Origin of the sequence: Mesorhizobium sp. M4B.F.Ca.ET.214.01.1.1, assembly GCF_004791545.1 — a bacterium.
GTDB lineage: Bacteria > Pseudomonadota > Alphaproteobacteria > Rhizobiales > Rhizobiaceae > Mesorhizobium > Mesorhizobium abyssinicae.
Genome location: NZ_SRUX01000024.1, coordinates 13,844 through 25,385 on the forward strand (window position 1 = coordinate 13,844; position 11,542 = coordinate 25,385).

9 protein-coding genes and 1 riboswitch are annotated in these 11,542 nt (G+C 64.1%); all 9 genes read left to right on the forward strand.

Annotation, left to right across the window (positions count from 1 at the left end; all coding sequences use genetic code 11):
• Positions 1 to 123: 123 nt before the first annotated feature.
• The 9 genes from EN857_RS31495 to EN857_RS31535 all read left to right on the forward strand — a co-directional run bounded on the left by EN857_RS31495 (position 124) and on the right by EN857_RS31535 (position 11,244).
• A complete protein-coding gene (locus EN857_RS31495; RefSeq protein WP_127394064.1) occupies positions 124 to 2,613 on the forward strand; it encodes a mechanosensitive ion channel family protein in 2,490 nt (829 codons plus the stop codon).
• A gap of 294 nt (positions 2,614 to 2,907) precedes the next feature.
• The gene (locus tag EN857_RS31500; protein ID WP_187331283.1) at positions 2,908 to 3,171 is read left to right on the forward strand and encodes a hypothetical protein; all 264 of its coding nucleotides are present in this window, start codon (positions 2,908 to 2,910) and stop codon (positions 3,169 to 3,171) included.
• 220 nt (positions 3,172 to 3,391) lie between these two features.
• On the forward strand, positions 3,392 to 4,825 hold the full coding sequence (locus EN857_RS31505; protein WP_127393027.1) for a UbiA family prenyltransferase: 1,434 nt from the start codon (positions 3,392 to 3,394) through the stop codon (positions 4,823 to 4,825).
• 2 nt (positions 4,826 to 4,827) lie between these two features.
• On the forward strand, positions 4,828 to 6,174 hold the full coding sequence (locus EN857_RS31510) for an FAD-binding oxidoreductase (protein WP_127283744.1): 1,347 nt from the start codon (positions 4,828 to 4,830) through the stop codon (positions 6,172 to 6,174).
• Positions 6,175 to 6,295: 121 nt separating this feature from the next.
• Entirely contained in the window at positions 6,296 to 6,730 is a 435-nt protein-coding gene (locus tag EN857_RS31515) for an EamA family transporter (protein ID WP_127283745.1), read from the forward strand.
• Positions 6,727 to 7,734 (forward strand): NAD(P)-dependent oxidoreductase, encoded by a 1,008-nt coding sequence (locus tag EN857_RS31520; protein WP_127393026.1) that lies wholly within the window; start codon positions 6,727 to 6,729, stop codon positions 7,732 to 7,734. The genes EN857_RS31515 and EN857_RS31520 overlap by 4 nt, the downstream gene beginning before the upstream one ends.
• A gap of 34 nt (positions 7,735 to 7,768) precedes the next feature.
• Positions 7,769 to 9,235, forward strand: coding sequence for an aspartate aminotransferase family protein (locus tag EN857_RS31525; protein ID WP_187331316.1), 1,467 nt, complete (start codon positions 7,769 to 7,771; stop codon positions 9,233 to 9,235).
• Positions 9,236 to 9,253: 18 nt separating this feature from the next.
• Positions 9,254 to 10,495, forward strand: coding sequence for a hypothetical protein (locus tag EN857_RS31530; RefSeq protein WP_127393024.1), 1,242 nt, complete (start codon positions 9,254 to 9,256; stop codon positions 10,493 to 10,495).
• Positions 10,492 to 11,244: an FkbM family methyltransferase gene (locus EN857_RS31535; protein ID WP_128275080.1), complete on the forward strand. Its 753-nt coding sequence runs from the start codon at positions 10,492 to 10,494 to the stop codon at positions 11,242 to 11,244. Before EN857_RS31530 ends, EN857_RS31535 begins: the two co-directional genes overlap by 4 nt.
• A 95-nt stretch (positions 11,245 to 11,339) precedes the next feature.
• Positions 11,340 to 11,456, forward strand: a riboswitch (TPP riboswitch).
• Positions 11,457 to 11,542 lie beyond the last annotated feature (86 nt).

Consider the following 11,542-nt stretch of genomic DNA (forward strand, 5'->3'; position numbering starts at 1 on the left):
TCGACTGGCCGACTCCGGTCCGTTCGGCGGCTCTGGACGGGGACGGCTTGCCGCATGGTATGGCGGTCTTTATCAAGAACGGAGTTTTTCCAAGTCTTTCGGCAGCGAGTCGCCAACAACGTCATGCTCTTCCGGTTGCTTCGCCTGATCCTGGTCTTCATGCTCGTCGTGTCGGCGCAGCCGTCGTTCGACGCGATGGCGCAGGCGATCGGCCAGGGTTCCGCCCAGCTGATCGCCGACCAGCAGAAGGTCGTCCAGGACCTGACGGCCAAGACCGATGGTCTCGAAAAGAAGGTCACCGACGATGCCGAGGACGACGCCGCGCTCGTCGACATCCGCCTGCAGCTCGAGGATATGTCGCGGGCGGCGCTGAACAGCGCGCTGGCCTTCCGGTCGCGCCTCACCGACATCAACAATCGCATCGAGGTGCTGGGGCCGCCGCCGGCGCAGGGACAGCCGCCGGAGCCCGCGATCGTCACCAACGAGCGCAGTGCGCTTGCCGCCGAAAAGGCGGAGATCAACGCCGTCATCGCCGGCGCGCAGAACCTGTCGATCCGCATCAACGGGCTGATCGACAAGATCGGCATCATGCGCAGCGAGCTTTTCCGCAACGTTCTGACCAAACGCTACGAGCTGACCGACGCACTCAGCCCGCAGGCCTTTTCCGATGCTCACGATCAGTTCACCGGCCTCTACAAGGCGGTGGTGTCCTGGCTGAGCTTCGCCTTCAAATTCAAGCTCCAGGCCGTGCTCGCGGCGGCCCTGATGGCGCTGGGGCTGGCGGCGGTGCTGCTGGTCGGCGGCCGGCGACTGTTCGGGCGGATCTTCGAACCCGACCCGTCCATCGAGGAGCCGTCCTATCTCAGCCGGCTTTCCGTGGCGTTCTGGTCGACGCTGCTGCCGTCCGCGGCGCTCACAGTGTTCCTCGCCTCGACTGTGTTTTTCTTCAATTATTACAATGTGCTGCGCGGCGACATCGGCGTCTTCCTCAATGCGCTGCTGGCCGTCATCGCGGTGGTGTTCTGCGTCAACCGGCTGACCAATGCCGCACTCGAGCCGCGCCTGCCGAACTGGCGCCTGATCCCGGTCGCAACTGGCCCGGCGCGCTGGCTGGTGCGGCTGACCACGGCGATGGCTGTGGTCATCGGCTTCAACAATTTCCTGGCGGTCGTCAACGACAAGATGGGCTCGCCGCTGTCGCTGACCATTGCCAGAAGCTTCGTCGCCACCATCATCGTAGGCGTCATCCTGATCCTGATGGCATTGCTGAAGCCATTCCGGGCGAGGGATGGAACATGGCGCCCGTGGCCAGCCTGGCTTCGCGTCACCGCCGTGGCGCTCGGCCTGTTCACCATCGCCGCGGCGCTGCTCGGCTATATCGGCCTTGCGCTCTTCGTCTCCCTGCAGGTGGTGGTCACCGGCACTGTCCTCGTCACCGCCTATATCGGCTTCCTGTCGGCGCGGGCGATCGGCGAGGAGGGCGGCTTCGCCGACACATCGATAGGGCGCTGGCTGACCACCAATTCCAGCTATGACGAGACTGCGCTCGACCAGCTCGGCCTGGTCGTCAGCATCGCCATCAACCTGATGATCGTGCTGGTGTTCCTGCCGCTGATCCTTTTGATGTGGGGATTCCAGCCCGGCGACATCCAGGCCTGGGCCTACAAGCTGGCGACGGGCGTCACCATCGGCTCGGTGACGATTTCGTTCACCGGCATCCTCAGCGGCATCGTCGTCTTCGTCATCGGCTATTTCCTGACGCGCTGGTTCCAGGGCTGGCTCGACGGCTCAGTGATGGCGCGCGGCAGGGTCGATCCCGGCGTGCGCAACTCGATACGGCTGGCGGTTGGTTATGCCGGCGTCGCCATTGCCGGCCTCGTCGGCGTCTCGGCGGCCGGCATCGACCTGTCGAACCTGGCCCTCGTTGCCGGCGCCCTGTCGCTCGGTATCGGTTTCGGCCTGCAGAATGTCGTGTCGAACTTCGTCTCCGGCCTGATCCTGCTCGCCGAGCGGCCGTTCAAGGTCGGTGACTGGATCGTCGCCGGCGACACCACGGGCACGGTCCGGAAGATCAGCGTGCGCGCCACCGAGATCGAGACGTTCCAGCGGCAGTCGGTGATCCTGCCCAATTCGAACCTGATCAACAATGCGGTCGGCAACTGGACGCACCGCAACAAGCTCGGCCGTGTCGATATCAAGGTCGGGGTCGCCTATGGCAGCGACGTCAAGCGGGTGCATGCCCTTTTGCTCGACATCGCGCGCAGCCATCCGCTGGTGCTGAAAAACCCCGAGCCGTTCGTGCTGTTCGCCAATTTCGGCGCCGCCGCACTCGAATTCGAGATCCGCGTCTTCCTCGCCGACATCCTCAACGGCAACATCGTCCAGAACGACATCCGTTTCGCCATCTTCGATGAGTTCAACAGCGAGCACATCGAGATCCCGTCGACGCCGCGCGCCGTGGTCGAGACGAAGAAGCCCGAGGCATGGCCGCTCGACGACGACAAGATGGAGGCCGACTTCGCCGACAAGGAGCAAGCGGAGGCCGAAGCCGCGGTAGAGAAGGCGCGCCTGGCGAAGTCCAGGCGCAAGGGCAGCAAGCCCGACCCGGATTGAGGTGGGCTGATATTCAGGTGAGGCCGGCCTGCAAACGGCGGCTGCCTGCGCTTCCGGTGCTCACCTACTTTATGTACGCTCCGCTCCGGTTCTCGGAACCCACCGTTTTCGACACGGCCTGACCTGAATCTCAGTACACCTTGGAGACGCCGCAGCGTGCTCGCAAACCAATTGCGGCATGAATGCGGCATTCAGTTGCGGTTCAGCTTCGATCTCATATAAGCTCGCATGCAAAGGGCGAGAATGCCTTGCGAAATGCAACAAGAGGCGGTGTGGAAACACCGGTATTGCAAAATGTGGAAGTCTGTCGTCGCCGCCATCGCTTTCCTGGCCGTGAGCGGGTCGGCTTTTGCCGCCAGCGCGGTCAACAAGGACGCCGAGACCAGGACGCTGATCGTGACCGAGGGCGGCGGCAAGACGGAGCTGGCGCTGGCCGCCGGCGAAACCGTGGAATTCTGCCCGAACGGCTGTTTCGTCACTTTGCCCAATGGTGACCTCGAAGCCTTGACCGGCTCGGAGACGGTCGAGATCTCGGGCGGCGTCGGCCGCATCAAGTAGTCGTCCGCATCAAGTAACCAAGGCAGCATCTCTTGCGAAGGCCGGGCACATTGCCCGGCCTTTTATTGTTTCCGGTAGCAGTCGTTTAACAATGACGGGGGAAATACCACCGTACACACCGGATGCAACCGGGCGTTTTAACGTTCGCTACGCCGTTCCCCGCTATACCGGTCGCGAAGACGCCCAAACGCGGCGCGAAGGATCAGGCAGGCAGGGAATCATGGACGCGCGGTCGGATAGGAACGCAATTCCGCTTGCGGTCGATCTCGACGGCACGCTGATTGCAACCGATCTTCTGTGGGAAGGCCTGTTCATCCTTCTCAAGAAGAACCCGCTCTATGTCTTCATGGTGCCGTTCTGGCTGGCAGGCGGCCCGGCGCGCTTGAAGCAGGAGATCGCCGCCCGCATCGATATCGATCCGGCTTCGCTGCCCTATCGTGAGGTGCTGCTCGAGCGGCTTCGCACCGATCACCACGAGGGCCGCCTGATCGTGCTGGCGACCGGCACGCCGCGCAAGTTCGCGGAGGCGATCGCTTCGCATCTCGGCATTTTCGATCGCGTGCTGGCGACCGATGGCCCGCACAACATGACCTCGGGCAGGAAACGCGACTCGCTGGTCGCCGCTTATGGCGACGGCGGCTTCGACTATGCCGGCAACAGCCGGCACGACCTCAAGGTCTTCGACGCCGCGCGTAGCGCGATCATCGTGGCGCCCGACCGTCATGCGGCGCGCTGGCAGGCCGCGCATGGCGGCGAAACGGTTGCGGCGCCGAAGCCGACCTTGAAGACATTCGTCAAGATGCTGCGCGTGCATCAATGGCTGAAGAACGCGCTGATCGCGGTACCGATGGTGCTGTCGCACGAGTACTTCAACATCGACATGATCTGGGAATGCGTGCTGGCGTTCATTTCCTTCAGCGCGGTGGCCTCGGCCATCTATATCCTCAACGACTTCTTCGACCTCGCGCTCGACCGCAAGCATCCGACCAAGCGCTATCGCCCCTTCGCAAGCGGCGCGCTGTCGATCCCTTTCGGCTTCGGCGCGATGGTGGCCTTGATCGCCATCGGCATTGCCGCCGGACTGGCGCTGCCGATCGAATTCCTCGGCGTGCTGGGCGGCTACATGGTCGTCACCACGGCCTATTCGCTGTCGTTCAAGCGCATGCTGCTGGTCGACGTGCTGACGCTCGCCGGCCTCTACACGATCCGGGTGCTGGCGGGCGCGGCGGCGACCGGCGTCGACGTCTCGTTCTGGCTGCTCGCCTTCTCGATCTTCTTCTTCCTGTCGTTGGCGCTGGTGAAGCGCTTCGTCGAATTGCGCACCACCGCCATCCCGGCCGGCGAGCGCATTGCCGGCCGCGGCTACCGCACCGAGGACCAGGAGATCGTCGCCCAGGCGGGCATGGCCTCGGCCTTCTCCTCGGCGCTGGTGCTGGCGCTCTACATGGACAGCGTCTCGGTGCGCGAACTCTATCCGCATCCGTGGCTGGTCTGGCCACTGGCGCCGATCGTGCTCTATCTCACCATGCGCGTCTGGATCCTCGCCCGCCGCGACGAGATGCATGACGATCCGGTCGTCTTCATCATCCGCGACTGGCGCAGCCAGATCGTCGTCGCCATCGGCGCGGCGTTCCTGGTTGCCGGAGGCTGGTGAGCATGGCCGCTTACAGTTTCCAAAGTTTCGGCCGCGCCACGCCGGCGGCGCGCCATGCGATCCCTGCGGAAGACGCCATCGCGCTGCTGAAGAGCGGCGCGGCGAAGGACGGTTCCTTGCTCGGCTATGGCAATGGCCGTTCCTATGGCGACACCTGCCAGAACCAGGCCGGCTCGGTGGTCGACATGCGGCCGCTCAACCGCGTCCGCGCGTTCAACGCCGAGACGGGTGTGCTGGAGGCGGATGCCGGCGTTCTGTTGTGCGACATCATCGCCCACGCCGCACCCCACGGCTTTTTCCCGGCGGTGGTTCCCGGCACGCAGTTCGTGACGCTCGGCGGGGCAATCGCCAACGACGTCCACGGCAAGAACCATCACCGGCGCGGCACCTTCGGCTGCCATGTCGAATCGCTGACGCTGCTGCGCTCGGACGGCAAGACCTATCGCTGCTCGGCGACCAGCAATGCCCGGCTGTTTCGGGCAACCATCGGCGGCATGGGGCTGACCGGGCTGATCCTGTCGGCGTCGATCCGGCTCATGCGGGTGCCTTCGCTCGACATCGTCGAGAAGGCGACGCCCTTTGGCGATCTCGGCGAATTCTTCGAGCTGACCGAAGCGGCCGACCAGGCCAATGAGTACGCCGTCGCCTGGATCGACCAGCTCGCCGGAGGGCGAGGGCGCGGCCTGCTGTTCACCGGCAACCATGCCGAGCATGGTTTGCATGCCGCGTCCCGTGCCGGCGCGCGCCTTTCGGTGCCGCTGCAGCCGCCATTCAATGTGCTCAACCGGCCGTTCCTGACTGCTTTCAATGCTGCCTATCGATGGAAGAAGGGGCGATCGGCGGCGCCGCGCCAGGTCGGCTACCAGGGCTTTTTCTTTCCGCTCGACGGTGTTGGCGACTGGAACCGGCTCTATGGACCGAAGGGCCTTTTCCAGCACCAGAGCGTGGTGCCGGAGGGGCCGGCGCGGCATGCCGTGCCGGCGCTGCTGGAAGCGGCAAGGCGCGCCGGGCAGGGGTCCTTTCTCACCGTGCTGAAGCGTTTTGGCAAGGTCCACTCGCCGGCGCTGCTGTCGTTCCCGAGGCCAGGCTTCACGCTGACGCTCGACTTCCCCAACCGGGGCGAAAAGACGCTCAGGCTGCTTGCCGAACTCGACCGCATTACGATCGAGGCGGGCGGCGCGGTCAACCCATACAAGGACGCGCGCATGGGCGCCGAGACCTTCGCGGCATCCTTCCCGGACTGGCCGCGGCTGGAAGCTGTGCGCGATCCCGCCTTCATGTCCGACTTCTGGGCGCGCACGGCAAAGAAACTGGATGAACGGCAGGGAGCTGCGCAAGCGGCGGAATAGGTAGAATTCGAATAAATCTTGGTAAAAGAAGCGTTAAAGCCAGGGTTTACTCAAACAGTCACGTGACTTCACGAAATGTTTGCAGGTTTGTAATAGGACCGCTGCGGGCGGGGTGGCAACAATGAAATACATCGTCTTCATTCTCTTCACGGTCATGACCAATGCGGCGGCCCAGCTGATGCTGAAGCAAGGCATGATGTCGCTCGGGCCAATTTCGTTCGAGGGCACCAATCCGCTGCTAAAGCTGCTGCAGATCGTCTTCAGCCCGTGGGTGTTCCTCGGGCTCTGCACCTTCGTCATCTCGATGGCTTCGCATCTCTATGTGCTGTCCAAAGTCGAGCTCAGCTTCGCCTATCCATTTCTTAGCCTCGCCTATGTCGCGGTCGCCGTCTTCGCCTATTTCGTTTTCCGCGAGGACCTCAATGGCTGGCGCGTCGCTGGCATCGCCTGCATCTGCGTCGGCACGGTGCTGATCGCCCAAAGTGGGCGAGGGCACGAGGACCGGACCGCTTCCATCACCCAAGACAAGATCGGCACAAGCGAGATCGTTCGATGAGACATGTGATTTTCGGCGGCGACGGTTTCGTCGGCCGCCACCTTGCCCCCAAGCTTGTTGCCGACGGCGAAGAGGTCGTTGTCGCCGACATCGTCAAGAGCGATCTGCCGCATTATCGCTCGGCTCGTTTCGTCACATGTGACGTCACCGATCCGGCCTCTGTCGCGACCGTCGGGCTCAGGGGAGAGGACATGGTCTACAACCTGTCGGCGAAGATGCTGTCGCCGATCCAGGTGCGCGCCAAGCGGCACGACTTCTTCTTCCCGGTGAATTTCCACGGCACCGAGAACATCATGAAGGCGATGGACAAGGCCGGCGCCTCGAAGCTCGTCCACTACACGACCGACATGATCTACGGGCACACGGTGACGATGCCGATGACCGAGGAGCATCCGGTCGCGCCGCTCGGCGAGTACGGCCTGTCGAAGTTGAGGACCGAGGAGCTGGCTGCCGAACGGCGCAAGCGCGGCATGTCGATCTCGCTGTTCAGGCCGCGCCTGATCATCGGCCCCGGCCGCCTCGGCATTTTGGAAAAACTGTTCAAGCTGATCGACTGGAATTTGCCCGTGCCGATGATCGGCTCGGGCAAGAATCCCTACCAGTTCATCTCTGTTTTCGACTGCGCGGAAGCTGCCCGCGCGGCCTGGAAGGCCGGCGTGCCGAACGAGGCCTATAATCTCGGCTCCCTCAACCCGCCGCCGGTGAAGAAGCTGCTCGGCGACCTGATCCGGCATGCCGGTTCGAAATCGGTCCTGATCCCGACACCGGGCTGGGCGGTCAAGCGCACGCTCGACCTGCTCGACCTCATGAACATGCCGATCATGGATCCGGAGCAGTATCTGATCGCCGACGAGGAGTGCGTGCTCGACGTGTCCAAGGCCGAGCGCCAGCTCGGCTGGGTGCCGCAATATCGCGACGAGGACATGCTGATCGCCGCCTACAGCGAGTACCGCGCCAAGAAGGACGGCCACGCCGTCGCCACCAAACACGTTCCTGCCGAATAAAGGCGACGAAGGGGAGATTTTTCAGATGACCGTCATGGCCAAGCCGGAACACACGGGCACGCGCACGCTGGTCGAGGCGCCGGCGCTGTCGCCCGCCACCATCGCCAAGCCCGAGCTGATCAGCGTCGAGCAGGCCAAGGCGATGGACGTCGCCCGCATCACCGACCTGTTCAAGGCGCATCTCAATCCGGGCCAGCTGCATTTCATGAAGCTGCTCGGCTTCCACAAGGTCAAGATCGAGCGCGCCGAGGGCATGTTCTACATCGACCAGAACGGCCGCAAGATCCTCGACTTCTTCGGCGGCTTCGGCTCGCTGGCCTTCGGCCACAACCATCCGCGCATCCTCGAAGCACGCAAGAAATTCCAGGAGGAGAAGCGGCAGGAAATCGCCATCGCTTTCATGTCGCAATATGCAGCGGCCCTTGCGCACAACATCGCCAAGTGCTCGCCCGGCGACCTCGACATGGTGTTCCTCGGCTCGTCCGGTTCGGAAGCCATGGAAGCGGCGGTGAAGCTTGCCGAGCGCGCCGCCGGCCCGAAGCGGCCGAAGGTCGTCTATGCGGAGAATTCATTCCACGGCAAGACCAAGGGCGTGCTGGCGATCACCGACGGTTCGCTCTACCGCGCCGACTTCAAGGTGGCGGACAATGTGGTGCGGGTGCCCTTCGCCGACATCGATGCGGTCGAGCGCCTGTTCAGGAGCGATCCCGAGATCGGCGTCATCGTGCTCGAAACCATCCAGGGCGGCGGCGGCATCATCCAGGCGCCTGGCGAATACTGGCAGAAGCTGCGCGCGCTTTGCGACCAGTACGGCGTGCTGTGGGTCGCCGACGAGGTGCAGTGCGGCTATGGCCGCTCCGGCCGCTTCTACGCTTTCGAGCACTACGGTGTCGTGCCGGACGTGACGGCGCTGGCGAAATCGCTCGGCGCCGGCAAGGCGGCGGTCGGCGCCATGATCGCCAGGCGCGACGTCTACATGAAGGCCTATGGCACGCCGAAGACGGCGATGATCCATGCCATGGCGACTTTCGGCGGCATGGGCGAAGCCTGCGTCACCGCGATCGAGGGGCTCAACGTGCTCTACGACGAAGGCCTGATCGACAATGCGGCCGCGACGGGCGACTACCTTCTGCAGCGCCTGCAGGCGCTCAAGGAGAAGTATCCGAAGATCATCAAGGACGTGCGCGGCAAGGGTTTTATGATCGGGCTCGAGTTCCACGATTTCTCGCAGACCCTGCCGATGGTGCTGCGGCCGATCGTCAGCGTGCTCGACGACAAGCTGAAGGGCTCGCTGTCCGGCTTCGTCGGCTCGCTGCTGTTGCGCGACTACGACGTGCTCGTGGCCTTCACCGAATACAATCGCAACGTCATCCGGCTGGAGCCGCCGCTGATCTGCCAGCGCGAGCATGTCGACCGCTTCGTCGATGCCTTCGACAACCTTCTGTCGCGCGGCATCGTGGCGATCGTGAAGGATTTCGTCAAAAGCCAGGTCGGCAAGTAGAGGGCGCTGAGCAGAACGATGCTGACCAGGCCGCCGACTGTCCCGACCAATCCGCTCGACCGGTTCGCCGGGGCTGGTCTCGCCTGGGGCGAGGGCACCTATGCGCGGCTGGCGGCACCCATCGGCGCGGCGGCTTTCTCGCTCTACATCCTTTTGACGGCGGCAACGGCCTGGATCATGCCCGACGCCAACTGGGATATGCTGCCCTATCTGGCGGTCGCCGAGGAAGGCACCTATCCCGATCCGCAGGTCCTGCACGACTATGCCTACAGCACGGTTAAGGCGGGCGTCTCGGCCGCCGACTACAAGACGCTGACCGACGATGGCGGCGGCTACCGCAGCCATATGGCGGAAAATGCCGCCGACTTCCATTCGCTGCTCGGCATGTACCGGATCAAGTTCCTCTATGCCGAGATCCTGTCCGGCCTCAGCCATGTCGTGTCGCCGGTCGAGGCTATGCGGCTAGTCTCCGTGGTCTCGGTGCTGCTGTTCGGCGGCATCACGCTCATCTGGCTGCGTTCGGAAGGCGCGCTGGCCCTGGCTCCGATAGTCGGCGCGGTGCTGATCATGGCCGATTTCGGCGATGCGGCGCGCGCCTCGACGCCAGACCTCCTTTGCGCGGCGCTGTTCCTCGGCGGCCTGTTCGCCTATGTGCGCAGACGCGAGGCGGCGACCGCGATCCTGCTGTTCCTCGCCTTCATGGCGCGGCCGGACAACATCGTCTTCCTGGCGATCTTCGCTGTGCTGATCATCGTCTTCCGGCAAAAGGCCTGGGGTGCGTTGGCGGGCTTTGCCGCCTCCTTCATTGCCTATTTCGCCATCTCGCACTGGGCCCAGCATCCCGGCTGGTGGCCGCATCTGTGGTTCTCCACGATCGAGCAGCACTACAACATGGACGGCTTCGAACCACCATTCTCGCTCGCGGCCTACCTCAAGGCCTTCGCGGTCTCGCTGCTGCGTGCGATCAACGCCAACAGTTGGGTGGGCGTCTCGGTTCTGGCGCTGGCCGGATGGTACGCGCTTGGCCGCGCCGGTTTCCGCCTCGAGCGCCGCGCCGGTATCCTGCTTGCGGCGCTGGTGCTCGGCGTGCTGGCGAAGTTCACGGTGTTCCCGATCCACGACACACGCATCTATTTCCCCAACCTGCTGCCGCCCTTCCTATTGCTGGGCGGCCCGCTGATGGCGCTGTGGGCCTCGGTCGGCCAACGCCGCGCCGCGCCGCTCGTCGTTGGCGGAGACAAGCCCGGAGACACGCAATGAGTTCCGTTTCCAACCTGGCGCGCATCGCGCTCTCGTTCGGCCTTCCGGCCGGGCTGCTCGATCGCGGGCCGGCGCTGCGCGGCACGAAGTTCCTCGCCCGGGCGGCGCTGATGGCACGCTTCGGCGGCAGGCCGTTCCAGATGGTCAATGTCGGCGCCTGCGACGGCGCCCTATTCGACGACGTCACGCCCTGGCTGCATCGCATTCCAAGGGCGCGGGCGATGCTGGTCGAACCGATCCCCTACAATCAGAAGCGCCTGCGCGCCAACTATCCCGATACCGGGCGCTTCATCATCGAGCCTGTGGCGGTGACGCGGACCAGGGGGACGATCACCGTTCATACATTTGACGCCGCCGCGCTCGAAGACGGCACGCTGCCGATCGAGTTCATCGGCTGCTCGTCGGTAACCGACACCAATCTGATGTCGGGCAAGAACGCCTGGGGCGAGGCGGACGCCAACTTCAACAAGTTCGCGCCGCACCTCAAGGACATCGAGGTGCCGTCGGAGACACTGCAGACGCTGCTCGACCGCAACGGCATTGCCTATATCGACGCCTTCCTCGTCGATTGCGAGGGCGCCGACTGGATGGTGTTCGACCAATTGGACCTCAAGCGCTACCGTCCCGGCATGATCAAGATCGAAGTCGGCGCGCTGCCGGCGGCCGAGATCGGCCAGGTGGTGGTCAAACTGAAGACCGCTGGCTACCAGGTCGGCTTCCAGGCCGAGGACGTCTGGGCTTTCGCCTGAGTTTCGCCGACCCCCCGTCCACAAGGGCAAGTCTCTCCCGCCGCCGCGCCGGCAGAACACGGCTTGACAAAGCGGCGCCGGCCCCTCCAACCTGAGGCATTCACCAGGGGAGTCCCGGCAAGGGGCTGAGATACTGCTGGCTTTCGCGGCGCAGTGACCCGTTGAACCTGATCCAGTTCATGCTGGCGTAGGGACGGTGCAAGCGCTTTGCGGGAGTCTATGCCCGAGGTCCTGTTTCGGCAGGGCGACCAAAGCGTCTTTTCATCCTTCCGGCACAGAACTGGGTCTCCAATGCATG

Coding starts and splice junctions, on each gene's coding strand:
- EN857_RS31505 (WP_127393027.1), top strand. CDS start 3,392: ATGGACGCGCGGTCGGATAGGAACGCAATTCCGCTTGCGGTCGATCTC.
- EN857_RS31530 (WP_127393024.1), top strand. CDS start 9,254: ATGCTGACCAGGCCGCCGACTGTCCCGACCAATCCGCTCGACCGGTTC.
- EN857_RS31495 (WP_127394064.1), top strand. CDS start 124: ATGCTCTTCCGGTTGCTTCGCCTGATCCTGGTCTTCATGCTCGTCGTG.
- EN857_RS31535 (WP_128275080.1), top strand. CDS start 10,492: ATGAGTTCCGTTTCCAACCTGGCGCGCATCGCGCTCTCGTTCGGCCTT.
- EN857_RS31525 (WP_187331316.1), top strand. CDS start 7,769: ATGGCCAAGCCGGAACACACGGGCACGCGCACGCTGGTCGAGGCGCCG.
- EN857_RS31520 (WP_127393026.1), top strand. CDS start 6,727: ATGAGACATGTGATTTTCGGCGGCGACGGTTTCGTCGGCCGCCACCTT.
- EN857_RS31500 (WP_187331283.1), top strand. CDS start 2,908: ATGTGGAAGTCTGTCGTCGCCGCCATCGCTTTCCTGGCCGTGAGCGGG.
- EN857_RS31515 (WP_127283745.1), top strand. CDS start 6,296: ATGAAATACATCGTCTTCATTCTCTTCACGGTCATGACCAATGCGGCG.
- EN857_RS31510 (WP_127283744.1), top strand. CDS start 4,828: ATGGCCGCTTACAGTTTCCAAAGTTTCGGCCGCGCCACGCCGGCGGCG.